Source organism: Micromonospora sp. WMMD1102, assembly GCF_029626265.1.
Lineage (GTDB): Bacteria > Actinomycetota > Actinomycetes > Mycobacteriales > Micromonosporaceae > Plantactinospora.
Genome location: NZ_JARUBN010000001.1, coordinates 5,615,130 through 5,640,251 on the forward strand (window position 1 = coordinate 5,615,130; position 25,122 = coordinate 5,640,251).

Below are 25,122 nucleotides of genomic sequence, written 5' to 3' on the forward strand. Positions count from 1 at the left end.
GGTCACCAACGCCCGTCGGCGCGGAGCACCCGCTGCCCGGAGACGTAGAGGTCGTCGCCACCGAGCAGCAGCAGCCGGACGACCTCGGTGGCCACCTGTGCCGGCTCGGCGTAGACCGTGTCGAGGAACTCGGCGCCGACCCGTTCCTGGAGCCTGGTGGGCATCGGCCCGGGGTGGATCTCCATCACCTTGATGCTGTTCGTGCCCTGCGCCTCGGCCAGCGACTCGACCAGGCTGGTGCCGAAGCTCTTCGTCGCCCGGTAGAGCGGGATGCCCGGCCGGGGCACGTCGGTGGCGAGCGCGCTGACGTAGACGATGTTGCCGTACCCCTGATCGCGCATCCGCAGCAGCGCCTCGTGCAGGAGGTAGGCCGTGCCGAGTACGTTCACCTCGACCGCCTGGCGGATCGTCTCCGGGGAGAGTTCCTCCAGCCGGCCGCCGGCCCAGATCGCCGCGCAGTGCGCCAGGCCGTCGATCGGACCGTACCGGTCGGCGACCTCCGCCAGCGCGTCCCGGACCTGGTCGCTGCGGGACATGTCGCAGACGATGCCGTCGCAGCCCAGCTCGTCGCGGGTCCGGGACACCTCCTCGGGCGCGTTGCCGAGGATCACGACCCGGTGGTCGGCGGCGAGGATCCGGGCGACCTCCAGCCCGAGCCCGCTGGTGCCGCCGTCCACCACGAACGTCCTGGAATCCATGATCCACTCCAGTTCTCACCTCGACGACGCGGTCCTACCAAGGAGGTTTCCACCTGGGGCCGGCGCGTGCGGCCATGATCGCCCAATCGGAGCCGGACCCGGCCACGATCGACCACGACCGGTCCGGCGAATCCGGACACCGGGGCCGGTCCGGGCACGGAATTCGGCTCGTTCGGGATTCACCATCCGACCGCGCTACCCAGGACCCGTCGGCCAGGTCTCCGAGCGGCGAAACCCTCACCTGGCGCCATTCTTCGACCGCCCGCCGATACGGCATTCCCCGTTCGGCCGACCCGTGTCGGACCAACGACCTGAAGCCTGCCACCTTCGGACAACTCCTGTCAGGTTGGCGTCAGGGCGCTTGAGCTGCCCACAGTGGACTGATAAACCAGTGACCTGGTCGGAAATTCCCATCCGGCGACGACCGCCCTGACGAGCAGCAGCAACCGAATGCTTTCCCGGACACTTCCCCGGTGCGGGGAAATGCCAGATCCGCCATACCGTTTCCTTGCTGAACGCCCCGCCAGCAGCACGAATCCCGCCTCCGCCAGTTTCGCAACAGGAGCTTGATCTGATGGATCCCATCACCGTCGTGGTGACCGCTCTGGTGGCCGGTGCCGCGGCCGGGGTCTCCGGTGCCGCGTCGACGGCCGTCCAGGATGCCTACACCGGCCTGGTGGCCCTGGTGCGACGCCGGCTCGGCGGCGGCCACGGCGACGACGGTCCCGGCGCGGAGATCGTGGACGCCTACCGGGCGGATCCGGTCGGCCAGTACGGCCGGCTGGTGGCCGAGTTGACCACGGCCGGCGCCGGTCACGACCGCGACCTGGCCGAGGCGGCGCTGCGGGTGCTCGCCCTGACCTTCCCGGCCAGCGGGGAGTCGGCCGCGCGTTACACCACGGACCTCCGCGGCGCCCAAGGTGTCTACCTGGGCGATCACGGCACCCAGACCAACACGTTCTCCTGACATGGCAGCTCGACCCGAGGGCGCCGCCCGGCCCGAGCCGACCGGCACCCCACCCGCATCCGCCGGCACCCAACCCGCATCCGCCGATACGCAGCCCGCACCCGCCAGCAAGCAGCCCGAGCCCGTCGGCACGCACGCCGAGCCGGCAGGCACGCCGCCGGAGCCGGACAGGCCGCACCGGGGGGTCAGCCTGCCGGGGCAGCCGGGCCCGATCCTGCGGCACGCCCAGGGAGTGCTGATCGGCGACCACGGCCGGCAGCGCAACGTGTTCCGGGTGAACCTGCCCCGCAGCGTCCGGATAGCCCTGCTGAGCACCCTGGCGCTTGTCGTCCTCGTCGGTGCCGGTGTGCTCACCGTGACCTGGGTGCTCCCGCAGTTCGCGCCGACCTACAAGACCGAGTTCCTGATCGACACGACCGCGGCCGGCACCGCCGAGGGCGTCGCCACCATCGCCGACTCGCTCAGGAAGGTGGTCGACAACTCCGGTGACAGCGACGCGCTGGCGCTGCGCCGCTTCGGTGGCGAGTGCGGCGCGCAGGACAACACCAGCCAACTAGTCGGCTTCGGCACCGGCAACCGGCAGGAGATCACCGACGCGGTCGGCAACATCGGCCAGGGCGCCCAGGCGACGCTGCAACGCGGCATCGTCGAGGCCGTCGCCGACTTCTCCAAGCCCTTCGCCCGGCGGGCCAAGCAGGTCAACCGGATCATCGTGGTGACCCGCAACGGCACCGACGCCTGTGACAGCGACACCGCGTTCGTCCAGCAGCAGATCAGCAGCCGGATCCGGGCCGCCGGCCTGGCCATCGAGTTCCGGATGATCGGCTACCAGGTGCGTGACGACCAGCAGGAGCAGCTCACCCAACTCGCCACCGGCACCGGCGCCCCGGAGCCGATGTTCGTCGACACCCCCGGGCAACTGGACGCGGCCCTGGACTGGTTCACCAACATCGAACCGGTGCTCCGCAACGCCAAGGAGATCGTCGACATCCTCAACCCCGCCGTCGAGCAGGTAAACAGCGCGGTGGCGGCGGTCGGCACCGGACGGCTCGACACGGCCGAGCGCACCCTGGACCGGGCCCGCGCCGCCATCGCGAGCACCGACACCGAGTTCGAGGACCTCCAGGGTCGGGCCAAGAACGCGACGGCCCGGGACATCCACGCCCGGGCGTCCCGGCTTCGCGCCCAGCAGCAACGGGTGGTGAAATCCGCCGACGACCTGGTCGGCACCGCCCGGTCCGGCACACCGCTGGGGCCGAAACACGCCGCCTTCGAGCGGGTCGCCACGGACTACAACAACGAGGTGAAGGCGATGAACGAGGCACTGGCCGCGCTCCGCGCCAAGGCACCGAGGAGTACCCGATGAGCACCGTCCCCGGCCGCCCGGCTGGACGTCGACGGCGCTACCTGCTGGTCGTGGCGGTGGCTGTCGTCGCCGTGCTCGGGGGCGGTGCCTTCCTGGTGGTGCGCTCCATCCCGGAGTACCGCACCGCGCTGCTCGTCGACACCTCGGTGGACCCGGCGGGCGGCGACTTCGCCGAGATCGCCGCCGCGGTGGGCGCCGCGGCGCAGAACTCCGCCGACGACGACGCGCTGTCGCTGCGCCGGTTCGGCGGTCGCTGCGCCGACGCCGGCAACACCGCACAGGTGGTGGAGGTCGGCACCGGCCGGGCCTCGGAGATCGCCGGGGCGGTACGCGGGCTCACCCCCGACGGCCAGCCGACGCTGCTCGCCGGCATCCTCGCGGCGATCGACGACTTCGCCGACCCGTACCCCTTCCGGGGCAGCAAGGGAAACCGGATCGTCGTGGTCTCCCGACACGGCGTCGACGGGTGCGACCCCGATCCCGCCAAGGTGGCCGCCGCGATCCGGGACCGGGTCGGCGAAGCCGGACTCGACCTCGACTTCAGGTTCGTTGGCTACCAGGTGCCGGCCGAGCAGCGCCCGGTGCTGACCCAGGTGGCCTCGGCGACCGGCGCACCGGAGCCGACCTTCCCGGAAACCGCCGACGATCTCACCGCCGTGCTCAAGCAGTTCACCATCCCGCGCTCGCCCGACGCCGCCCCGGTGGCGATTCCCACCCCCGACCCCACCGCCGACTGGAAGCCGTACCGGAACACCGGGGGTGGTTACGCCCTGCGCTACCCGCCCAACTGGTCCACCCAGGAGTGCGAGACGGACCTCTGGCTCGCGCACGTCCCCGAACTGCTGCCCGGATGCCTCGGCACCGACTTCTTCTTCTTCCTCGCCTGGGTCCGGGTCCAGGAGCCCGACCAGGCCTTCAGCGGCCCCTACGACGAGGAGACCTTCGACGACATCGAGGTCCGGGACGTCACCGTCGACGGCGTCGCCGGCAAGCGCCACTCCGCCGTCTGGGCGAAGGAGGACATCATCGGGCGGGCCGCCGTGGGCACGGCTGTCGTCCGGTACGTCGTGCCGGCCAACGGACGGGTGTACACGATCAGCTACGAGAACGATCCGGACTCGGCCGGCGCGGCCGACCTGCTGGAGAAGTTCGACCTGATGGTCACGAAGACGTTCAGTTTCAGCTGAGGTGTAAGGAAGGGCCCCTTCTTATCGCTTTTTGTATAAGAAGGGGCCCTTCCTTACACCTCAGACATCCGTGCACACAGCCGGGCCAGCGGACCACGCGACCGCGGCGTCTGCCGCCCGCCGAGGGCCGCGGCGGTCGGCGCACGCTCAACGGGGGCCGGAGCCGAGCCGTTGGTGCCAGGCGACCGCCGCCGGGTCGGTGAGCGAGGCGACCTGGTCGACCACCACCCGCAGCCGGGCGGCGTCGTCCGGCGCCGCCTTCCACAGTGGCGCGAAGACCGGGTCGAGCGCGTCCGGCGCCCGGTTCAGCAGCGCCGTCACCAGCTCGGTCAGGATCTCCCGCTGCCGCTCGTACCACTGGAGGGCGCCGGGACGCCGCATCACGTAGCGCAGCGCCATCCCCTTGAGCAGCGCACACTCGGCGCGGATCCGCCGGGGTACGACGAGTTCGGCGGCGTACCGGCACAGCGGGCCGGTGCCGTGCCGCCGCTCGGTCGCCTCGACCGCCGCCGCCACGAAGCGCCCGGTCAGCACGCTTGTGCTCGCCTTCAACGCGGCCAGCGCCCGGTGACTGCCGTCGTACTCGCGCAGCGGGGCGAGCACCGGGTCGGCGAGCAGCCCGGACAGCACCTCGGCCAGGTAGTCCGCCGACTCGGTCGAGTACCGCCCGGCGACGTCGGCGCAGAGCGCGGCCCGCTCGTCCGGGTCGCCCCGCAACTGGGTCAGGCGCAGCCGCAGGTAGCCGCCGTGGATGCCGTCCTCCACGTCGTGCACCGAGTACGCCACGTCGTCGGCCCAGTCCATCACCTGGGCCTCCAGGCAGCGTACGTCGCCGTCCGGGGCGCCCCGGCGCAGCCAGTCGAAGGTGTCGGCGTCGTCGGCGTACACCCCGAACTTGCGCTGCCCCGGGCGGCGTGGCCACGGGTACTTGCAGACGGCGTCCAGGGCGGCCCGGGTCAGGTTGAGCCCGGCGGAGGTGCCGTCCGGGCCGTACACCTTGGCTTCCAGCCGGGTCAGTACCCGCAGTGTCTGCGCGTTGCCCTCGAAGCCGCCGCAGTCGGCGGTGAGCACGTCGAGCGCGGCCTCGCCGTTGTGCCCGAACGGCGGGTGCCCGAGGTCGTGCGCCAGCCCGGCCACGTCCACGATGTCGGGGTCGCAGCCGAGCCGGCCGCCCATCTCGCGGGCGATCTGGGCGACCTCCAGCGAGTGGGTGAGCCGGGTCCGGAGGAAGTCGTCGGTGCCGGCGGTGTGCACCTGGGTCTTGGCGGCCAGCCGCCGGAACGCCGCCGAGTGCAGCACCCGGGCACGATCCCGCTGGTACGGGCTCCGCCCGTAGCCGCTGTCCTTCGCCGGCTCGGCCACCCGGCGCTCCGCGTCGGGCTGGCTGAGCACGTCACCGATCCTCACCCGGGCGCCCTCGCCGCCGTCAACTCCGCTGGGCGAGTACGCAGAACTCGTTGCCCTCCGGGTCGGCCAGCACCGTCCAGCCCTCGTCCGGCATCTGCCCGACGTCGACGTGCCGGGCGCCCATGTTGACCAGCCGCTCGACCTCGGCCTCCTGGTCGGCCGGGCGCAGGTCGATGTGCAGCCGGTTCTTCGTCTCCTTGCCCTCCGGCACCGGCACGAAGACCAGGCCGGGCAGCGTCTCCGGGGTCCGGCGGATCTCGACCTCGTCCGGCAGCTCGTTGACGATCTGGTAGCCGAGCGCCTCGGCCCACCAGCGCGCGAGCCGGGCCGGATCGGCCGCGTCGACCACCAGGTTCTCCCACACGCTGCCCATGGGCCACACTCCGTCACTCGTCACGAGGGGAAACGACGTTCGGGTGTCGATCAGGTTACGCCCGGGTTCCCGGCTCCGCGCGCCGTCGGACGCTCCGACACACTACGCGGTTGACCTGCGCCTGGGCGCGCAACCGCCGAACAGCCGAGAGTTGTCGGACGATTGCCGATCGTCACGGGGACGACGCCGGGACCTTGCTCGGTGTAGCGTGCCGGAGTCGGTAGGTTACCGGACTGGAACCACCGACGGCGAGGGTGATCGGCGAGTAGCGGGCGGCGCTCCCCTCGACACCCCGAACCCGAGCGGCGGGTCGGGCCGGACGAGCACCGGCAGCGCCCCCGGAGGGGACCCGGCGACGTCGACCGGCAACGAGGCCACCGGCGGAGAAGCGACGGCACCGAGCAAAGTCCAGCGGCACGGACCAACGCCGAAGGAGAGTCACCAGTGAACACTGATGCCGCCCTGCTGGCCGAACTGCACCGGTTGCGGCGCGCCGTGCCGGAGATATCGGGTGCCCTGCTGGCTGCCGTGGACGGGCTGCTCGTCGCCGGCGACCTGCCCGGAACAGATCCACATCACGTCGCCGCCCTCTCGGCCGCCAACCTCGGCATCGGTGACCGCTTCGCCCACCTGGTCGGGGACGGGCCGCTGCGGGAGTCGGTGGTCCGGGGCGCCGACGGCTGTGTGGTCGTCTATCCGGCCGGCGAGAACGGGATCCTGACCGTCCTCGTCCACCCGGCCGCCGACCTGGCGCGGCTGCACGCCGAGGCCCGGCCGGCCGCCCAGCGACTCGGCGCGCTCTGGGACGCCCTCCGAGAGCCGACCGTGGCGACCGCGATCCCGCCGGCCACCGACCCGGACGCACCCCTGGCCACCCGTACTCCGATGGCCGCGCTTCCCGCCGGCCTCTGGTCCTCCCCCGGCGGCCGGCGCTCCCCCGGCCGGCAGTAGGACCTCGGGGCCGCCGACCGCCCCGAACAAGAAGTCGACGCCGTGCGCGAGGTGCAGGCTGCGACGGCAGCCGGGCACAACGACGCATCGACGGCAACTCGTTCGACCAGATCATCCTTGGCGTGGACGGGTCCAACCCCGATTGGTGAATCGATCTTCGACCGGTCGCCGGCCCACTCGCACCGGTACGGTGTGGATCTGCTGGCGGCTGGCTCCGGCTTTGGCGTCCATCGTGACCCTCGGCCTTCGGCTGTTATCGCTGCGGGCCACCGTGGCGGTCGATCCAGATCAGCTCGGCCGGCCGGGCGAACGCGTGCAGCCGAAGCTCGGTCACATGGAGAGCGGTCGTTACCAGCAGTTTCCCGACGACATCGCCGCCGTGCTGCGCGCCTGCGGCGCCCAGCAGCCGGCCATCGACCGACTCACCACACTCGCCGGCCGCGCCGACTCTCGATCGTGGTGGGCACCCTGGGCCAACGTCGTACCCGACTGGTTCCGGACGTACGTCGGCCTCGAAGGTCTCGCCGACGGCGCGTTCGTCTTCGAGTCCATGGTGATCCCCGGCCTGTTGCAGACCGAGGCGTACGCCCAAGCGCTGACCCTGGGCACCGGATTCGTTCGACCCGACCACGCCGAACGGTTCGTGTCGTTCCGGCAGGCACGGGCGCGGCGGCTCACCGACGAGGACAGCCCGCTGACCCTGCACGCGGTGATCGGCGAGGCGGCGCTACGGCTGCGCGTCAACGGCGACGAGACCCGGCGTGCCCAGCTCGTCCACCTGGTCACCATGTCCGAACTTCCGAACGTCACCGTCCAGGTTCTCCGTCCCGAGGACGGCCCGCACGCAGCAGGCGCGATCGGCAAGTTCGTTGTGCTGGAGTTCGGTCACGTCCGACCCATCGCCTACTCCGAACTACTGGACGGGGCGATGTACGTGCAGGATCCGGACGGCGTGCGGACCTATAGCATGGTGGGAGACAACCTGCGCCAGGTCGCGCTCTCGCCGGCAGACTCGCGCGCCCTGATCCGGGAGCTGGCCGGCGCGGAATAGCCCCGGAGGTCCCCGTGTCCAGCCCCGATCTGAGCACCGCCCGCTGGTTCAAGAGCAGCCGCAGCACCAATAACGGCGACTGTGTCGAGTGCGCGATCCTCCCCGCCCACGTCGCCGTACGCGACAGCAAGGACCAGGGCGGGCCGGTGCTCCTCATTTCCCCGGCTCAGTGGTCCACCTTCGTCCGCGCCGCTGCCACCGACTCCCTTCCAAGCTGCTGACACGCGATCGAGCCGACCGCTCGGTGACAGGCTCCCAGCAAGCCACGCTCCACATGGCTGCCTTAGGCAGGCGTCCATCCACCACCGAGCCCGGTCAGCGACCGCATGACGGTGAGGCCGAACGCTGACTACTCCTCGAAGAATTCCTCATCGACCTGCTTGAGGTCGAAGGTCTCGCGGACGGACGTACCGACGTTATACCTGACCATGAGCCTGGTCAGCTCAAGACCATCGATCAGCACGAGGCGCATCGCGACACTCTCGGCGAACTGTCGTGCCCCCGGGCTGTATCGTCCGGTGGTAACGAAAACCCCGCGACTTGTCTGCGCGCCCTGGAGGGCGCCCACAAAAGCCTGAATCTCGGGTCGGTTCACCGTCGCGCTCTTGTCATATCGCTTCGCCTGCACGCCCACCAACTCCAACCCGAGGGCGTCCTGGCGAACGAGTCCATTCAGCCCTGCATCGCCGGGCTTCCCGGTGTGCTCGGTCAAAGACTCGCGCCCGCCGTAGCCCATTGCCTGCAAGAGCCGCAGCGCGAGGCGCTCGAGGAAGGCTGGCGGCTGGGCAAGCACCCGTTCAAGTAGCTCACTGGCGACTGCGGCGTCTGCCGCCCGAACCAGTTGCCCAACTGCCTCGCTAGGTGAGATCTCACTGGCGGTAATCGCCTCGTCAGCCGGATCAGCGGGATCGTCCGGAGAGGATGTCTTTGGTGTCCGGAAGGCTTGGTACTCGGGAAAGGTAAAGAGCAGCGTCATGTCGACCCGCTGAGGATTCTTCGCCAGAACCTCCTCACCACGTGGAGTGAGTGCGTACTGTGCCCGTGCCGGTCTGGACACAAGGCCGGCCTTCGTCATGTGCGTGAGCGCCCACGCGATGCGGTTGGAGTAGGTTGTCTGCTTACCACTCGGCAGCAACTGCGCCTGATCGTCCTCGTCAACTTCGAGCGCATCAGCGACCGACGCTCGGATCTCCGATAGGGAGCGCGGCTTCCCGCCCTCGAGAGCTGCCAGCGCAGGGCGCATGATCGTTTGAAAGTCAGGAACAGCCACGATCAGAGACTAGCGGCCTTCGTGTTGGCCCAAGGTGACGAGTCGAACCAAGGCCATCGCTGGTCGTTGTCAGGAGATGGTCAGCCGCCCGTGCCAGGCGACCGCTTTCGGGTCGGTGAGCGAGGCGACCTGGTCGACCACCATCCGCAGCCCGGCGGCGTCGTCCGGTGCCGCCTTCCACAGTGGCCCGAAGACCGGGTCGGGGCGCGTCCGGCTTCCGGTCCAGCAGCGCCGTCACCAGCTCGGTCAGGATCTCCCGCTGCCGCTCGTACCACTGGCGAGCAGCGGGGCGCGCCCGTCGGGGCCCACCGACGCCGGCCGGCCATCGAGGCACGGCAACAACGGCCCGTCGAGGCCGACCACCGACGGGCGGCGGCCCGGCGCCGGTGGGAGCGGCGTTGGTCCCACCGGCACCGGGTCGACGAGTCTGCGGCGTAGCGGCGGTCAGCGGCTGTCGGAGCCGGTGGACTCGATCACCGCGCGGCCGGCCTCCAACCGGGCCACCGGCACCCGGAACGGCGAGCAGGAGACGTAGTCCAGCCCCACCTCGTGGAAGAAGTGCACCGACTCCGGGTCGCCGCCGTGCTCGCCGCAGACCCCGAGCTTGAGCCCGGGGCGGGCCGCCCGGCCCTCGTCGGTGGCGATCCGGACGAGCCGGCCGACCCCGTCGGCGTCGAGCGACTCGAACGGTGAGATGCCGAAGATGCCCAGTTCCAGGTAGCGCCAGAAGAACGCGCCCTCCACGTCGTCCCGGGAGAAGCCCCAGCCCATCTGGGTCAGGTCGTTGGTGCCGAAGGAGAAGAACTCGGCGGCCTCGGCGATCTGGCCGGCGGTCAGTGCCGCCCGGGGTACCTCGATCATGGTGCCGATCAGCACCTCGACGGCCTGCTCCCGGGTCACCTCCGCGATGATCTTCTCCGCTTCGGTGCGTACCGTCTCCAGTTCCTGCACCGCGCCGACAAGCGGGACCATGATCTCCGGCTTCGGGCTGCCGCCGGCCCTGGCCAGCTGCACCGCCGCCTCGACGATCGCCCGGACCTGCATGGCGAACAGGCCCGGGATGACCAGGCCGAGCCGGACGCCGCGCAGGCCCAGCATCGGGTTCTGCTCGTGCATCCGGCGTACGGCGCTGAGCAGCGCCTCGTCCCGGGCGGCGTCCTCGCCGCGCTCGTGCGCGACCGCGACGTGCACGGCCAGTTCCTCCAGCGAGGGCAGGAACTCGTGCAGCGGCGGGTCGATCAGCCGGACGGTGACCGGCTGGCCGTCCATCGCCCGGAGGACCTCGACGAAGTCGGCCCGCTGCAACGGCAGCAGTTCGGCAAGCGCCGCCCGCCGCTCGTCGTCGGTGCGGGCCAGGATCAGCCGCTCGACGAGCGCGCGCCGGTCGCCGAGGAACATGTGCTCGGTGCGGCACAGACCGATCCCCTCGGCCCCGAACCGCCGGGCCCGGGCCGCGTCCTCGCCGGTGTCGGCGTTCGCCCGCACGCCCAGCCGCCGCTTGGCGTCGGCGTGCGCCATGATCCGGTGTACGGCGGCCACCAGCGGATCTTCAGTGGTCTCGCCGTCCACGCTGCCCTCGAAGTAGCGCACCACCTCGGAGGGCCAGACCGGCACCTCGCCGAGGTAGACCTTGCCGGTGGTGCCGTCGATCGAGACGACATCCCCCTCGGCGACGGTCTGCCCGTGCACGGTGAACTTCCGGGCCCGTACGTCCACGTCGAGTGCGTCGGCACCGCAGACGCAGGTCTTGCCCATCCCCCGGGCCACCACGGCGGCGTGGCTGGTCTTGCCGCCGCGCGAGGTGAGGATGCCGCGTGAGGCGATCATGCCGGGCAGGTCGTCCGGGTTGGTCTCCCGGCGGACCAGGATGACGTCCTCGCCGGCCTCGGCCAGTTCGACCGCCCGCTTTCCCTCGAAGACCACCTGGCCGACGGCGGCCCCCGGCGAGGCGCCGATCCCCCTGGCCAGCGGGGTCGGGTCGTCGTCGAGTCTGAACCGGGGGAACATCAGCTGGGCGAGCTGGGCGCCGTTGACCCGGTGCAGCGCCTCGTCCAGGTCGATCAGGCCCTCGTCGACGAGCTGGGCGGCGATCACGAACGCGGCGGCGGCGGTCCGTTTGCCGACCCGGGTCTGGAGCATCCAGAGCTTGCCGCGCTCGATGGTGAACTCGATGTCGCAGAGGTCGCGGTAGTGCTCCTCCAGTTTGGCCATGATGGCCAGCAACTCGTCGTACGCCGGCTTGTTCAGCTCTTCGAGCTGTTGCAGCGGTACGGTGTTGCGGATCCCGGCCACCACGTCCTCGCCCTGGGCGTTGGCCAGGTAGTCGCCGTAGATGCCCTGCGATCCGCTGGCCGGGTCGCGGGTGAACGCCACTCCGGTGCCGGAGTCCGGGCCGAGGTTGCCGAAGACCATCGCCACGACGTTGACCGCGGTGCCGAGGTCGGCCGGGATCCGCTCCTGCCGGCGGTAGAGCACGGCCCGCTCGGCGTTCCACGACGCGAAGACCGCGTTGACGGCGAGGGCGAGCTGCTCCCGGGGCGGTTGCGGGAAGTCGCGCCCGGTGTGCTTGCGGAAAATCGTCTTGTACGTGTCGACGAGTGCCCGCAGGTCGTCCGCGTCGAGGTCGAGGTCGTCCTCGGTACCCCGGGCCCGCTTGGCGTCGTCGAGCGCGTGCTCGAAGTCCTCGCCCGGCACGTCGCAGACGGTCTTGCCGAACATCTGGATCAGCCGGCGGTAGGAATCCCAGGCGAACCGCTCGTTGCCGCCGGCCTGGGCGGCCAGCCCGGCCACGCTGGCGTCGTTGAGCCCGACGTTGAGCACCGTCTCCATCATCCCGGGCATCGAGAACTTGGCCCCGGAGCGGACCGAGACCAGCAGGGGGTCGGCCGGGTCGCCGAGCCGCTTGCCCATCGTCTGCTCCAGCGCGGCCAGGTGCGCGTCGATCTCGTCGGCCAGTCCGTCGGGCTGGTCCCCGGTGCTCAGGTACGCCTGGCAGGCTTCGGTGCTGATGGTGAACCCGGGTGGTACGGGCAGTCCGAGGTTCGTCATCTCGGCCAGGTTCGCGCCCTTGCCACCTAGCAGGTCCTTGAGATCCTTGTTGCCCTCGGTGAAGTCGTAGACGTACTTCTGTCCCGCCGTCTGCTGAGCTGTCAACGGACCCTCCCAGGTGCGCCGTTCGACACTGAACGAAGCTTTAGCCGCCCTGTACGTACCCAGGGGACGGCTGCCCGTACCAGCGGGGAACCGCCGGCTGCCGGTGGGCGAAGGCTAAGCGACCGGCGGGCGGGTTGGGACTGTTCGGTGACAATCCGCACACTCGCGAAGCCTGTCCGTGTTCGCGAGGTTGCATGGGAACGATCCCATGCGCAAGATCAGTCAGCCGGGCCCGGCGGCGGCACCCGGGGTCCGGCGCCGGGCTCCCCGCCCGGAAGAACCCGCACCGCCTCGACGTTGAGACGTGTCGACAGCCGGGCTCGCACCACAGGGTGACCGGCCCTTGACACGCGGCCATTTCGAACGTACGTTTCATGAGATTTGCTCGGAAATCACCTGCGGCTCCCCCCGGAGAAGATCTGCCGTGCGACCTACCGCCTTTCCCTCTCGGACCCCTCTCGGCAACCCCGGCGACGCTCCACCCCGGCTCACCGACGTGCTGCCCGCCCCCGCCCGGGTCGAGCCGGCCGCCGGAGTCGAGTTCATCCTGACCCCCGGCACGACGATCCGGACCAGTCCCGGCCCCGAGGCGGGCGCCGTCGGGCGCCAGCTGGCCGAGCTGCTGCGCCGCCCCACCGGCTACCCGCTGCCGGTGGTCACCGCCGGCCGGTCCGACCCGCCGGGCGGGATCACCCTGCTGCTGACCGGCGACCGGACGGCACCGGACCGGTCCGGGCGGCCGAGGGCCGGTGGAGGTTCACCCGAGGACTACCGGCTGCTGGAGACCGAGGGCTACCGGCTGGAAATCAGCGCCGCCGGCGTGGTCGTCCGGGCCGGCACCGCGGCCGGGCTCTTCTACGGGGTGCAGACGCTGCGCCAGCTGCTGCCGGCGAAGATCGAGTCGGCCCGGCGGCAGCCCGGCCCGTGGGCGATCCCCGGCGGCACGATCGACGACCGCCCCCGGTTCGGCTACCGGGGCGCGATGCTCGACGTGGCCCGGCACTTCTTCGCCGTACCGCACGTGCTGCGCTTCGTCGACCACCTGGCCCGGTACAAGCTCAACCACCTGCACCTGCACCTCACCGACGACCAGGGCTGGCGGATCGCCGTCGACTCGTGGCCGAGGCTGGCCAGCGTCGGCGGCGCCACCGAGGTGGACGGCGGCCCCGGCGGCTACTACACCAAGGAGCAGTACGCCGAGATCGTCGCGTACGCCGCCGCCCGGCACGTCACGGTGGTGCCCGAGATCGACCTGCCCGGACACACCAACGCGGCCCTTAACGCGTACGGCGAACTCGCCCCGGACAGTGTCGCGCCGCCGGAGTACACCGGCACCGACGTCGGGTTCAGCGCGGTGGCCGTGGACAACGAGCGGACCTACCGGTTCGTCGACGACGTGCTCGGCGAGATCGCCGCGCTCACCCCGGGCCGGTACCTGCACATCGGCGGCGACGAGGCATTCACCCTGGACCGGGCCGCCTACACCCGGTTCATGAACAGGGTCCAGCGGATCGTCACCGGGCACGGCAAGCGGGTGCTCGGCTGGCACCAGCTCGCCGTCGCCGAGCCCAGCGCCGGCCGGGTCGTCCAGTACTGGGGCACCACCGACGAGGACCCGACGGTGGCGGCGGCGGTCCGGGACGGCGCGAAACTGCTGCTCTCCCCCGGCAACCGCAGCTACCTCGACATGAAGTACTCCTCGACGACCCCACTGGGCAAGGACTGGGCCGGGCTGGTCGAGGTGCGCGACGCGTACGACTGGGATCCCGGCAACTACCTGGCCGGGGTGCCGGCCGAGGCGGTGCTCGGGGTCGAGGCACCACTGTGGACGGAGACGATCCGTAGCGTCGCCGACATCGAGTTCATGACCTTCCCCCGGCTGCCGGCCATCGCCGAGCTGGGCTGGTCACCTGCCGAGATGCTGGACTGGGCCGACTTCCGGCTGCGGCTGGCCGGCCAGGGTCTGCGGTGGAGCACGGCGGGGATCACCTTCCACCGCTCGCCGAACGTGCCGTGGAAGGGCGCTCCGGTCGTACCCGAGCCCAGGGCCGGCGGATCGACGGCGGGTGCACCTGGTGCGACGGCGCAGGCCGCTGCCGACGGCGGCCCGCCGCCCGCCGACGACCAGCCGCCGGTGCCGATCGCCTGACCGGCACCGTCCGACGGCTGACCCGCTGGCTTCGGCTGGAGCCGGGCCGGCCCGTCGGCTCGGTGCACCGGCCCGACTCGGGTCAGTACAGTGCACCGGCCCGACTCGGGTCAGTGCACCGGCCCGACTCGGGTGACCGGCCAGGTGCGCAGGAAGACCCGGCCGACGACGTCGTCGGCATCCACCGGTCCCCAGATCCGGGAGTCGGCGGCGCCCTCGCGGTGGTCGCCCAGCAGGTAGACACCATCCGGCGGTACGGTGACCGGGCGGCAGTCGGTGCGGCTGCCGGCCGCCAGGTAGGGCTCGTCGACCGGCGCACCGTTGCGCCACAGGTGTCCGTCCACACAGGACATCTGATCTCCGGGCAGTCCGAGTACCCGGACCACGAAGGTCTCCGGCTTCCCGTCGGACAACGCCCTTCCGTCGACTCGGCCGGCTGGCTGGTCCGGGACCCGGAGCAGCACCAGGTCGCCACGGTCCGCCCCGGTCAGCCGGACGAGCCACCGGTCCGCCACGACCCGGTCCCCGACCTGCAGGGTCGGCTCCATGCTGATGCTGGGTACGTAGCGGACAGCCAGCAGGAACTGGCCGAGCAGTACGCCCAGCAGCGCCGCCGCGCTTCCGGCGACCAGCAGCCGGCGCCGGCGGTTGTCGGGCCAGAGCACCGCCGCGACCTGCACGAACAGCCGTCGCCCGGGACGGCGCTCCCGCCAGGAGAGCCAGACACCGCTGGCCGCCCAGCGCACCGCCTCCCAGCTTCCCGAGGTCTCGTCGAACTCGCCGAGGATCGCGGCACCCCAGGTTCCGGCCGCACCGGACCGGACTCCTCGGGCATCGCCCGGTGCCACCTCGGCCCGCCCGTGCACCGCCCGGGTCAGGACGGCCCGGGCGATCCGCCGCAGGCGCGGTTCCCGGACGGCGGCATCGGCGGCATCGGCGCTCGCCGCATCGGCGGCATCGGCGGTCGCGAGGGTGCGCATGCTGGTCGGAACGTCAGGTCGGGCCGGCGTACCCGGTATCGGCCGGGCCGTCATGAGGCACCGCCCAAGGCCGGGCCGGGACGCGGGGAGGGCGCCCGGCGAGCCGCACCGGCAAGTCGGGTACGGGCCAGTTCGGCACCCTCGGCGGTGAGCCGGTAGCTGTGCCGGGGTGGCCGCCCCGGGGTGGTGGGCTCTTCCCAGTGGGTCTCCAGCAGGGACTGTTCGGCCAGCCGCATCAGGATCGGATAGAGCGTGCCGGAGGCGAGCGCCGTCTCCTTGCTGAGGTCGTAGCCGTACCGCCACTGGTCCGGCGCGGCGAGCAGCGCCTCGAAGAGGCGCAGTGTCTGTGGCGAGCTGTGCGGTATCCGGGGCATTTTCAAACTCTACATATGTCGACTATCAACCGGCAAGCCCCTCCGAAGACCTGACGCAAGCCCCTCCGGATACCCGACGCAAGCCCCTCCGGACCCGACCCAGGTCGACCGGTTGCGCCGGGGGCAGGCGATGGAGGTGATCGTGGGCGCACAGACGGGGCAGCTCGACAGTCGCCGGTTCGCCAAGGTACTGCCCGGCCGACAGGCCCGAGCGCCACAGCCCGACAGGCCCGAGCGCCACAGCCGGCAGGTCCGGCGGTCAGCCGCCGGAATCGGCGATCTCGGCGCCGGCCGGCACCTCGGCGCTGTCCCGGTCGGCCAGCCAGCCGTCCGGCAGGAAGACCTTGCCCGGCGAGTTGGTCCGGCCCCGGGGCTGGCCCAGCGTCTCCACCGGAAACGGCTCCGCCGGGTCGAGCTTGCCGAGCAGGTCGTTGAGCTCGGCCAGGCCGTTCACCATCGCCAGCGCCCGGCGCAGCTCACCGCCGACCGGGAAACCCTTCAGATACCAGGCGACGTGCTTGCGGAAGTCGACACAACCGTCCCGCTCGGCGGTCTCCGGCCGGTCGCCCCCGGCGAACCAGTCGACGAGCAGCTCGGCGTGCCGGCGCATGGTCAGGGCGACCTCGCCGAGCGCCGGCAACCGACGTGCGAGGCTGCCGGCGAAGGCCGCCGACAGGTCGGCGAAGAGCCACGGCCGGCCCAGGCAGCCACGACCGACGACCACCCCGTCCGCACCGGTGTGCGCCACCATCCGGAGCGCGTCGTCCGCCTCCCAGATATCGCCGTTGCCGAGTACCGGCACGTCGAGCGCCTGCTTGAGGGTGCCGATGGCATCCCAGTCCGCCGTACCCGAATACCGCTGCGCGGCCGTCCGCCCGTGCAGGGCGACCGCCGCCACCCCGGCCTCCTGGGCGGCGAGCCCCGCCTCGACGTACGTCAGGTGGTCGTCGTCGATGCCCTTGCGCATCTTGACCGTCACCGGCACCCCGGCCGGGGCGGCCGCCTCGACCGCCGCCCGGACGATCCGGGCGAAGAGCCGGTGCCGCCACGGCAGCGCCGCCCCGCCGCCCTTGCGGGTGACCTTCGGCACCGGGCAGCCGAAGTTGAGGTCCACGTGGTCGGCCAGGTCCTCCTCGACCACCATCCGGACCGCCGCCGCCGTCACCGCCGGGTCGATCCCGTAGAGCTGGAGGCTGCGCGGTCGCTCGTCACCGCCGAAGGCGACCATCCGGAGCGTCTTCGGATTCCGCTCGACGAGCGCCCGGGTCGTCACCATCTCGCAGACGTAGAGCCCGCCGCCCTGTTCCCGACAGAGCTGCCGGAACGCGACATTCGTGATCCCGGCCATCGGGGCGAGCACCACCGGCGGCCACACCACATGCCCACCCAACTCCAGCGGGCGGGGTGCAAGGAAGGGCCCCCGCTTATCGCTTTCTGTATAGGAAGGGCCCCCTCCAAACCGCTTAGCCATAGCACACTCCCCGTCCGCCGGTACGTCGTACACAACCCCCCACGTTATCCACAGACTCGTGGCAGAGGTCTGGCGGCGTACGGGCGATCGAAGCAGCCTGCACGAATGACCAACGCCGACCCGTCCGCTGAACAGCGGCAGAGCATCGACAGCCTCGCGGTGCGCCAGCAGCAGATTGTCACACGATCCCAGTTGCTTGCCGCCGGCTTCGACGACATGCACATGTACCGCCAGACCCGACGCGGTCGCTGGCAACGAGTGTTGCCGGCGACGTACGCCCTGGTCACGGGCACTCTCACCGACGAACAGCGACTCATCGCCGCCGTGCTCTACGTCGGTCGGAGCGGACAGCTCACCGGACCGGCGGCACTACGGTGGTACGGCTTCCGCTACGCCCCGAAAACGCCGGAGACGCAGCTCATCGTGCCGCACGACACCCGTCGCGCCTCGGCAGGCCATGTCCGGGTCTGCCGGACCCTCTCCCTCGACGATCGTGCCCGGGACGGGGGTCTATACCAGGTGTGCTCGCCAGCCCGCGCGGTGGTCGACACCTCCCGCGACCTGCGTGACCTTCGAATGGTACGGGCGATCGTGGCGGAGGCCATCCAACGGAGCTACACCGACCTGAGGGCGCTGGACGAGGAGGTCGTCCGGGCTGGCCGCAGCCGCACAGCGCTGGTACGCCGGGCCTTCCAGGAGGTCGTCCAGGGAACCCGATCGGCGCCGGAGGCGGAACTTCGGGCTTGCCTGTCCAACAGCCGGTTGCTGCCGGAGATCATCTGGAATCCTCGACTGCTCGGCCCGGACCGGTCGAGCCTGCCGACCCCGGACGGCTACCTCGCGGACGCCGCGATCGCGCTGGAGGTCGACTCGCAGGAGTTTCACTTCGCGCCGGCCGACTGGCACCGCACCATGGATCGACACAACGAACTGAGCCGGCATGGCCTGCTGATCCTGCACTTTCCGCCGGCCCAGATCCGCCGGGAGCCCCATCGAGTTCGGCAGATCGTCGAGGACGCGTACCGGTCCCGCCGAGGTTTCGGCGCACGGTGCGGGGTGTTGTTAGGCGGGGCCCCCGCTACCGCAGAATCCGATAAGCGGGGGCCCTTCCTTACACCTGGGTCTTAGCAGCCGGGCAGGCGCTCGAGCAGGTACTGCTCGACCTGGTCGAGGCTGACCCGCTCCTGGGTCATGCTGTCCCGGTTGCGTACCGTCACGGCGTTGTCGTCCAGGGTGTCGAAGTCGACGGTGACGCAGAACGGGGTGCCGATCTCGTCCTGCCGGCGGTAGCGGCGGCCGATCGCCTGCGAGTCGTCGAACTCCACCACCCAGCGCCTGCGCAGCGCGGCAGCCAGGTCCTTCGCCTTCGGCGAGAGCGAGGGGTTGCGGGAGAGCGGCAGCACGGCCACCTTGACCGGGGAGAGCCGGGGGTCGAAGCGGAGTACGGTGCGCTTGTCGACCCCGCCCTTGGTGTTCGGCGCCTCGTCCTCGTCGTACGCCTCCAGCAGGAAGGCGAGCACCGCCCGGGTCAGGCCGGCGGCCGGCTCGATCACGTACGGCACCCAGCGCTGCTGCTTCTCCTGGTCGAAGTAGGACAGGTCGACACCGGAGTGCTTGCTGTGCGTGGAGAGGTCGAAGTCGGTGCGGTTCGCGATGCCCTCCAGCTCGGAGAACTCGGTGCCGCCGAACCGGAAGCGGTACTCGATGTCGACGGTCCGCTTCGAGTAGTGCGAGAGCTTCTCCTGCGGGTGCTCGAAGAAGCGCAGGTTCTCCTCGGTCAGGCCGAGGTCGAGATACCAGTTCCAGCGCTCGCGCAGCCAGTACTCGTGCCATTCCTCGTCGCTGCCCGGCTCGACGAAGAACTCCATCTCCATCTGCTCGAACTCGCGGGTCCGGAAGATGAAGTTGCCCGGGGTGATCTCGTTGCGGAACGACTTGCCGACCTGGGCGATGCCGAACGGCGGCTTCTTGCGGGCCGACGCGGCGACGTTGTTGTAGTTGACGAAGATGCCCTGCGCGGTCTCCGGCCGGAGGTAGTGCAGCCCCTCCTCGCTCTCCACCGGGCCGAGGTAGGTCTTCATCAGGCCGTTGAACATCCGGGGCTCGGTGAAGGTGCCCTTGTTGCCGCAGTTCGGGCAGTTCAGCTCGGCCAGCGAGGCCGGCGGGTTGCCGTGCTTCTCCGCGTACGCCTCTTCGAGGTGGTCGGCCCGGAACCGCTTGTGGCAGGACTGGCACTCGGTCAGCGGGTCGACGAAGGCGTCCAGGTGGCCGGAGGCGGCCCAGACGTCCCGGGCGAGGATCACCGCCGAGTCGAGGCCGACGATGTCGTCCCGCTGCTGCACCATGCTCCGCCACCACTGGCGCCGGACGTTCTCCTTCAGCTCGACGCCGAGCGGGCCGTAGTCCCAGGCCGACCGGGTGCCCCCGTAGATCTCGCTGGACGGGAAGACGAAGCCTCGGCGCTTCGCGAGACTGACGACGGCGTCGATGCGGTCGGCTGGCATGGCTACCTCCTACACCGGCTGGCGGCCGGCGGGGACATCTGTCGGGGCGGTCAACGGGGACAACGGTCGGACACGGCGGGCAGGGACGGCACCAGGACCTGGCTCGGGCGGTGCTCCGCACCACGGTACGGCCACCCGCGTCCCCGAGCCCAGCAGATTACTCCACCTCGGCGGTGACACCGCCGCCGCCCGGCCGGGCGGCCACGCCGGTCAGCTGATCTCGCACACCCGCAGCCCGCCGCTGGACTGGTCCTGGTCGAGCAGGGCCCGGAGACTGTCCTGCCCCCCACTGGCGTACGTCACGTCCACCGGCACGCTCAGCTCGCTGGTCAGCGACACGTCGCCGATCCGGAACGAGGCGATGTCCGGTTCGGCACCGACCCGGCGGGCGAACTCGGCCGGCGACTCCACCTGCTGCGCGGACTCGCAGAGCAGGTCGTACGCCTTGTCGAGGTCGTCGTCGTCGAGTGCCTCGAAGTAGTCGGTGACCACCGAGCGGGCCTGCTCGTTCAACGCCTGGGAGCCGAAGACCAGCAGACCGGCCAGGGCGGCTCCGCCCCCGCCGCAGAAGAGTACGACGGCCAGCGCCGCCACCCCGAGCCCGAGCCACAGCCGCGCGCCACGCCCCTCGCTGGGCGGCGCGGCGAAGACCGGCTCGACACCGGGCCCGGCCGGCGGTGCCGGCACGGCCGGCAGAACCTGCCCGTAGCCGGGCGGCGGCCCGAAATTGGGCTGCATGGCGTAGCCGGGCGGCGGGGCGTAGCCGGGCGGCGGGGCGTAGCCGCGCTGCGGCCCGGGGGCACCGGGCGGGGCCTGGTCGTCGGGCCGGACGGACTCGGGTGGGGGCGGCGGCCCGCCGGGCGGCCCGGGAACGGTCATGGGGAAAGGGTAGTGCCCGGGTCATCACCGGCCGGAGTCACCGGGCAGAGTCACCGGGCGGGGTCGGTGGCCCGGTCGCTCGGGGTGACTTCGACCTGGCCGTCCGGTTCGGCGCTGGCCAGCGTCTCGTACGCGGAGGGCTCGTCGAGCGACTCGGCGAGCAGCGGAGTCGCGTCGACCTTGACGTCGAAGGCGCCGAGGGCCCGCCGGTAGGTGCCGACCGACTCCCACTCGGTGACCAGGCACCAGTGCCGGGGGTCGTCAAGGGCCCGCAGCAGTTCGCCCCGGCGGTATCCCGGCCGGGCGGCGAGGGCGGCCAGCGCGGCGTGGGCCCGCTCCGTGAAGGTCGCGGCGGTCTCCTCCGCCACCACGAACCGGTTGGTCACCAACACGTACGCCTCCTGCCGCAGGTTCCGGGATCTCGTAGAGTCTGTGGGATGCAGCGTACGCAGAGCGCCCTGCTGACCCGCCTGGCCCGGGTCAACCCGACGACGATGTTCCTGGCCGCACTGGTGCTGGTGCTGCTCGGCCTCTTCGCGCCGGGGATCGTCGGCGGGGCGGTGCTGCTGGCCCTGGCCGCCGGGCTGGCCGCGCTGCTGGTGACCACCTGGCCGGTGCAGCGCCCGGCGACCCGGACCCTCCGGCTGGTGATCCTGACCCTGCTGGTCGGTGCCGCCCTGGTGAAGATCGCCGGATGACCCCCGTCCGCCCGCCGGTGGTCCGGCACCCGCGACGGAACCCGTGAAGCCGTTTCATGCAAGCATGCGTTTTTGACAATCATTCTCATTGTCGCGGAAAGTAGAGGGCATGGTGATCCGCTCCGCCCTCCGTACCGCCGCCCTCGCCACCACCGGCCTGCTCGCGCTGACCGGCGTCGCCGCCTGCGGGGGTGACGGCAGCGGCGCCGACCCCGACCGGGTCGACGTCGTCGCCGCCTTCTATCCCCTCCAGTTCGTCGCCGAGCGGGTCGGCGGGGACGCCGTCCGGGTGACGAACCTCGCCAAGCCCGGCGCCGAGCCGCACGACCTGGAACTCAACCCCGGTCAGGTCGGCCAGGTCAGCGACGCGGAACTGGTGGTCTACCTGGCCGGCTTCCAGCCGAGCGTGGACGAGGCGGTCAGCCAGCAGGCCGGCGACCGGGCCTTCGACGTGGCAGGCGTGGCGCCGCTGTTGGACGCGACGGAGGGCGGGCACGAGCACGAGGGCGCGGAGGGCCACCAGGAGGAGGAGGCGCACGAGGGCGAGGGCGCCGCCGGGGAGAAGCACGAGGGGGAGGCCACCGGCAAGGACCCGCACGTCTGGCTCGACCCGACCCGGCTGGCCGGGATCGCCGACAAGCTGGCCGAGCGGCTGGGCACGGTCGACCCGGACCGGGCCGCCGACTACACCACCCGGGCCGGGACGCTGCGCACCGAACTGGAGGCCCTGGACTCCGAGTACGCCCAGGGGCTGAAGACCTGCCAGCGGCGGGAACTGGTGACCAGCCACACCGCCTTCGGATACCTGGCCCAGCGCTACCAACTGGAGCAAATCGGCATCTCCGGGCTGACCCCGGAGGACGAGCCGGCCCCGCAGCGGCTGGCCGAGGTGGCCGCCGAGGCCCGGGAGCACAAGACCACCACGATCTTCTTCGAGACGCTGGTCAGCCCGAAGGTCGCCGAGACGATCGCCCGGGAGGTCGGGGCGAAGACCGCCGTACTGGATCCGATCGAGGGCCTGCAACCGGACAGCACCGGGGACTACCTTTCGGTGATGCGCAGCAACCTGGGTGCCCTGAGGACCGCGTTGGGATGTTCATGACCGAACCTGTCGTCACCGTGCAGCACGGGGTGGTCGCCTACGCCGACCGTCCCGTGCTGCGCGGCGTCTCCCTGCGGGTGGAGCCGGGCGAGGTGGTCGCCGTACTCGGCGCCAACGGCTCCGGCAAGTCCACGCTGATCCGGGCGATCCTCAACCTGGTGCCGCTGGCCGCCGGGGCGGTCACCCTGTTCGGCACCCCGCAGCGCCGGTTCCGGCAGTGGGCCAGGATCGGGTACGTGCCGCAGCGGATGGGCGCCGGCAGCGGCGTACCGGCCACCGTGGCCGAGGTGGTCGCCTCCGGCCGGCTGGCCCGGCGGGGCGTGTTCCGGCCGCCGGGGCGGGTCGACCGGGCGGCGGTGGCCGAGGCGCTGGCCGCCGTCGGGCTCGCCGACCGGGCCGGCGACCCGGTGGCCACCCTCTCCGGCGGGCAGCAGCAGCGCACCCTGATCGCCCGGGCGCTGGCCGGCGGGCCCGAGCTGCTGGTCCTCGACGAGCCGACCGCCGGAGTCGACTCCGCCAGCCAGGACGCCTTCGCCGAGGCGCTGCGCGGGTTCGTCGCCGGTGGCGGGACGGTGCTGCTTGTCGCGCACGAACTCGGGCCGCTGGCCGGGGTGGTCACCCGGGCGGTGGTCGTACACGACGGGACGATCGCGCACGACGGCGCGGTCCCGGAACCGGTCGGGCACCACGCCGCGCCCGGACACGACCACGTCCACCCGCACGCGCCGGAGGAGTCCACCGGGATGTGGGGCAAGTGAGGGCGACATGAGCATCTTCCAGTACGAGTTCATGATCCGCGCCCTGGTCGGGGCGCTGGTGATCGGGCTGACCGCCCCGGCCCTCGGCATCTATCTGGTGCAGCGCCGGATGTCGCTGATCGGCGACGGGGTCGGGCACGTCGCGCTGACCGGGGTCGGGGTCGGGCTGCTGCTCCACCAGTCCCCGGTGCTGACCGCGGTGCTCGTGGCGGCGGTCGCCGCGGTCGCCATCGAGCTGATCCGGGAACGCGGCCGCACCTCCGGCGACGTCGCACTGGCGATGCTCTTCTACGGCGGCATCGCCGGTGGCGTGATGCTCGTCGGGCTCTCCGGCAGCCGGAGCAACGCCAACCTGCTGGCGTACCTCTTCGGCTCGCTGACCACGACGTCACCGCAGGATCTGGTGGTGATCGTGGTGCTCGCGGCGGTGGTCCTGGTCACCATGGTCGGGCTGCGCCCGGCACTCTTCGCGATCTGCCACGACGAGGAGTACGCCCGGGTCTCCGGGCTGCCGGTCCGGGCGCTGAACCTGCTGCTCGCGGTGACCACGGCGGTGACCGTGACCATCGCGATGCGGGCGGTCGGACTGTTACTGATCAGCGCCCTGATGGTGGTGCCGGTGGCCACCGCGCAGCTGTTCACCCGCGGTTTCCTCGGCACCATGGTCGCCGCGATGGGGCTGGGCCTGCTCGCCTCCGGCTCCGGGGTGTGGCTGGCCGGCACCGCCAACACCGCGCTCGGAGCCACCATCGTGATCCTGGCGATCGGCCTGTTCCTGGTGGTGTCGGTCGGCGTGGCGGTACGCCGGGCGCTGGCCCGGCGGCGGGCCGTGGCCGGGCCGGAGCCGCACGTCGAACCCTGTGACGTGCTGCTCGGCCCGGCCGCACCGCCAGCCCCGGCGGCCGGTCCCGCCCCGGTCGACCCGGCGGCGGTCGACCTTGGGACGGCGCACCGAACGGCGGCCCGGCGTTAACAACCGTTACCGTTACAGGGTGACGAGCACGAACGCCTACGAGGCCTATGCGGGCGCCGGTGAGCTGCTGCGGGCACTCGCCGCACCGATCCGGCTCGCCATCGTCAGCGAACTCGCGCACGGTGAACGCTGCGTGCACGAACTGGTGGAAACCCTCGGCGCACCGCAGCCGCTGGTCTCCCAACACCTGCGGGTGCTCCGCGGGGCCGGCGTGGTGCGCGGCTCGCGGCGCGGTCGGGAAATCGCCTATACCTTGGTCGACGAACACATCGCGCATATCGTGGCGGACGCGGTGAGCCATTCGGGGGAAGCCACCTGACGCCCAGGACGTCCGGCAGGCACCTGAGACGACGCGAGGAGGGCGAGATGGCGGCGACGGACAGCGGCGCGGCGGTACGCAACACCCGACAGCGCAGCGCGGTCAGCGCACTGCTCGGCGAGGTCGAGGGCTTCCACAGCGCCCAAGACCTGCACGCCATGCTCCGCAGCCGGGGCGAGCGGGTCGGCCTGACCACCGTCTACCGCACCCTCCAGGGGCTCGCCGACGCGGGTGAGATCGACGTGATGCGACCGCCGGGCGGTGAGCACCTCTACCGGCGGTGCAGCGAGGGCCACCACCACCACCTGGTCTGCCGGGCCTGCGGCCGTACGGTCGAGGTGGAGGGGCCGGCCGTGGAGAGCTGGGCCGACCGGGTCGCCAACAAGCACGGCTTCTCCGACGTCAGCCACACCCTGGAAATCTTCGGCACCTGCCCGGACTGCGCCAAGCGCTGACCCCGGGGACCCGGCGAACCAGCCCGCACCCGGGACC

The 25,122-nt window shown here is 71.5% G+C and carries 24 protein-coding genes and 2 pseudogenes; 14 read left to right on the forward strand and 12 right to left on the reverse strand.

What is annotated here, in order from left to right:
* Positions 1-2: 2 nt before the first annotated feature.
* A complete protein-coding gene (locus O7626_RS25120) occupies positions 3-698 on the reverse strand; it encodes an SDR family oxidoreductase (RefSeq protein WP_278063560.1) in 696 nt (231 codons plus the stop codon).
* 574 nt (positions 699-1,272) lie between these two features.
* On the opposite strand from O7626_RS25120, the gene O7626_RS25125 reads away from it, so the two are divergent.
* Genes O7626_RS25125 through O7626_RS25135 form a run of 3 tightly spaced genes read left to right on the forward strand, consistent with a single transcriptional unit; the run spans position 1,273 to position 4,218 of the window.
* Complete coding sequence (locus O7626_RS25125; protein ID WP_278063561.1) at positions 1,273-1,665, forward strand: hypothetical protein; 393 nt, start codon at positions 1,273-1,275, stop codon at positions 1,663-1,665.
* A gap of 1 nt (position 1,666) precedes the next feature.
* Positions 1,667-3,031 (forward strand): VWA domain-containing protein, encoded by a 1,365-nt coding sequence (locus tag O7626_RS25130; protein ID WP_278063562.1) that lies wholly within the window; start codon positions 1,667-1,669, stop codon positions 3,029-3,031.
* Positions 3,028-4,218, forward strand: coding sequence for a hypothetical protein (locus tag O7626_RS25135; protein ID WP_278063563.1), 1,191 nt, complete (start codon positions 3,028-3,030; stop codon positions 4,216-4,218). The genes O7626_RS25130 and O7626_RS25135 overlap by 4 nt, the downstream gene beginning before the upstream one ends.
* A gap of 147 nt (positions 4,219-4,365) precedes the next feature.
* Here O7626_RS25135 and O7626_RS25140 read toward each other — a convergent pair whose 3' ends face one another.
* Together O7626_RS25140 and O7626_RS25145 are read right to left on the reverse strand one after the other, a co-directional pair.
* On the reverse strand, positions 4,366-5,610 hold the full coding sequence (locus O7626_RS25140; RefSeq protein ID WP_278066306.1) for a deoxyguanosinetriphosphate triphosphohydrolase: 1,245 nt from the start codon (positions 5,608-5,610) through the stop codon (positions 4,366-4,368).
* A 34-nt stretch (positions 5,611-5,644) separates the two neighbouring features.
* Entirely contained in the window at positions 5,645-5,998 is a 354-nt protein-coding gene (locus tag O7626_RS25145) for a VOC family protein (protein WP_278063564.1), read from the reverse strand.
* A gap of 444 nt (positions 5,999-6,442) precedes the next feature.
* Between O7626_RS25145 and O7626_RS25150 the strand changes: the two genes are divergently transcribed.
* The 3 genes from O7626_RS25150 to O7626_RS25160 all read left to right on the forward strand — a co-directional run bounded on the left by O7626_RS25150 (position 6,443) and on the right by O7626_RS25160 (position 8,221).
* Complete coding sequence (locus O7626_RS25150) at positions 6,443-6,949, forward strand: roadblock/LC7 domain-containing protein (RefSeq protein ID WP_278063565.1); 507 nt, start codon at positions 6,443-6,445, stop codon at positions 6,947-6,949.
* Between the two features lie 232 nt (positions 6,950-7,181).
* A complete protein-coding gene (locus tag O7626_RS25155) occupies positions 7,182-8,000 on the forward strand; it encodes a DUF5753 domain-containing protein (protein WP_278063566.1) in 819 nt (272 codons plus the stop codon).
* Between the two features lie 14 nt (positions 8,001-8,014).
* Entirely contained in the window at positions 8,015-8,221 is a 207-nt protein-coding gene (locus tag O7626_RS25160) for a DUF397 domain-containing protein (RefSeq protein WP_278063567.1), read from the forward strand.
* A 128-nt stretch (positions 8,222-8,349) separates the two neighbouring features.
* Here O7626_RS25160 and O7626_RS25165 read toward each other — a convergent pair whose 3' ends face one another.
* The 3 genes and pseudogenes from O7626_RS25165 to ppdK form a co-directional block, all read right to left on the reverse strand.
* Positions 8,350-9,270: a restriction endonuclease gene (locus tag O7626_RS25165; RefSeq protein WP_278063568.1), complete on the reverse strand. Its 921-nt coding sequence runs from the start codon at positions 9,268-9,270 to the stop codon at positions 8,350-8,352.
* 69 nt (positions 9,271-9,339) lie between these two features.
* Positions 9,340-9,541: pseudogene (locus tag O7626_RS25170) on the reverse strand (deoxyguanosinetriphosphate triphosphohydrolase); the annotation flags it as partial.
* A gap of 173 nt (positions 9,542-9,714) precedes the next feature.
* Positions 9,715-12,423 carry a pyruvate, phosphate dikinase gene (ppdK, locus tag O7626_RS25175; RefSeq protein WP_278063569.1) on the reverse strand — a complete coding sequence of 903 codons (2,709 nt, stop codon included), beginning with the start codon at positions 12,421-12,423 and terminating at the stop codon, positions 9,715-9,717.
* A gap of 424 nt (positions 12,424-12,847) precedes the next feature.
* Here ppdK and O7626_RS25180 point away from each other — a divergent pair, with 424 nt between their 5' ends.
* Positions 12,848-14,572: a beta-N-acetylhexosaminidase gene (locus O7626_RS25180; RefSeq protein WP_278063570.1), complete on the forward strand. Its 1,725-nt coding sequence runs from the start codon at positions 12,848-12,850 to the stop codon at positions 14,570-14,572.
* Positions 14,573-14,682: 110 nt separating this feature from the next.
* Here the strand turns inward: O7626_RS25180 and lepB are convergent, their stop codons facing one another.
* The 3 genes from lepB to dusB all read right to left on the reverse strand — a co-directional run bounded on the left by lepB (position 14,683) and on the right by dusB (position 17,322).
* The gene (gene lepB / locus O7626_RS25185) at positions 14,683-15,552 is read right to left on the reverse strand and encodes a signal peptidase I (protein ID WP_278063571.1); all 870 of its coding nucleotides are present in this window, start codon (positions 15,550-15,552) and stop codon (positions 14,683-14,685) included.
* A gap of 50 nt (positions 15,553-15,602) precedes the next feature.
* Positions 15,603-15,926, reverse strand: a complete 324-nt coding sequence (locus tag O7626_RS25190) for a PadR family transcriptional regulator (protein WP_278063572.1) — start codon at positions 15,924-15,926, stop codon at positions 15,603-15,605.
* Between the two features lie 259 nt (positions 15,927-16,185).
* Positions 16,186-17,322, reverse strand: a complete 1,137-nt coding sequence (gene dusB, locus O7626_RS25195) for a tRNA dihydrouridine synthase DusB (protein WP_278066307.1) — start codon at positions 17,320-17,322, stop codon at positions 16,186-16,188.
* 180 nt (positions 17,323-17,502) lie between these two features.
* Here dusB and O7626_RS25200 point away from each other — a divergent pair, with 180 nt between their 5' ends.
* Positions 17,503-18,525, forward strand: a complete 1,023-nt coding sequence (locus tag O7626_RS25200; protein ID WP_278063573.1) for a type IV toxin-antitoxin system AbiEi family antitoxin domain-containing protein — start codon at positions 17,503-17,505, stop codon at positions 18,523-18,525.
* On the opposite strand, the gene O7626_RS25205 is transcribed toward O7626_RS25200, so the two are convergent.
* The 3 genes from O7626_RS25205 to O7626_RS25215 form a co-directional block, all read right to left on the reverse strand.
* On the reverse strand, positions 18,522-19,901 hold the full coding sequence (locus O7626_RS25205) for a glycine--tRNA ligase (protein WP_278063574.1): 1,380 nt from the start codon (positions 19,899-19,901) through the stop codon (positions 18,522-18,524). The two genes, O7626_RS25200 and O7626_RS25205, sit on opposite strands and share 4 nt — an antisense overlap.
* Before the next feature lie 210 nt (positions 19,902-20,111).
* A complete protein-coding gene (locus O7626_RS25210; RefSeq protein WP_278066308.1) occupies positions 20,112-20,588 on the reverse strand; it encodes a hypothetical protein in 477 nt (158 codons plus the stop codon).
* Positions 20,589-20,830: 242 nt separating this feature from the next.
* On the reverse strand, positions 20,831-21,172 hold the full coding sequence (locus tag O7626_RS25215) for an antibiotic biosynthesis monooxygenase (RefSeq protein WP_278063575.1): 342 nt from the start codon (positions 21,170-21,172) through the stop codon (positions 20,831-20,833).
* Positions 21,173-21,217: 45 nt separating this feature from the next.
* Between O7626_RS25215 and O7626_RS25220 the strand changes: the two genes are divergently transcribed.
* From O7626_RS25220 to O7626_RS25245, 6 genes and pseudogenes are all read left to right on the forward strand, one after another.
* Positions 21,218-21,478, forward strand: coding sequence for a hypothetical protein (locus O7626_RS25220; protein ID WP_278063576.1), 261 nt, complete (start codon positions 21,218-21,220; stop codon positions 21,476-21,478).
* A 109-nt stretch (positions 21,479-21,587) separates the two neighbouring features.
* The gene (locus tag O7626_RS25225) at positions 21,588-22,580 is read left to right on the forward strand and encodes a metal ABC transporter substrate-binding protein (protein WP_278063577.1); all 993 of its coding nucleotides are present in this window, start codon (positions 21,588-21,590) and stop codon (positions 22,578-22,580) included.
* Complete coding sequence (locus O7626_RS25230; RefSeq protein WP_278063578.1) at positions 22,577-23,338, forward strand: metal ABC transporter ATP-binding protein; 762 nt, start codon at positions 22,577-22,579, stop codon at positions 23,336-23,338. Before O7626_RS25225 ends, O7626_RS25230 begins: the two co-directional genes overlap by 4 nt.
* 7 nt (positions 23,339-23,345) lie before the next feature.
* Positions 23,346-24,221: pseudogene (locus tag O7626_RS25235) on the forward strand (metal ABC transporter permease); the annotation flags it as partial.
* A 109-nt stretch (positions 24,222-24,330) separates the two neighbouring features.
* Complete coding sequence (locus tag O7626_RS25240) at positions 24,331-24,630, forward strand: metalloregulator ArsR/SmtB family transcription factor (protein WP_203860160.1); 300 nt, start codon at positions 24,331-24,333, stop codon at positions 24,628-24,630.
* Positions 24,631-24,677: 47 nt separating this feature from the next.
* Entirely contained in the window at positions 24,678-25,085 is a 408-nt protein-coding gene (locus O7626_RS25245; protein WP_278063579.1) for a Fur family transcriptional regulator, read from the forward strand.
* The last annotated feature ends 37 nt before the right edge of the window (positions 25,086-25,122 follow it).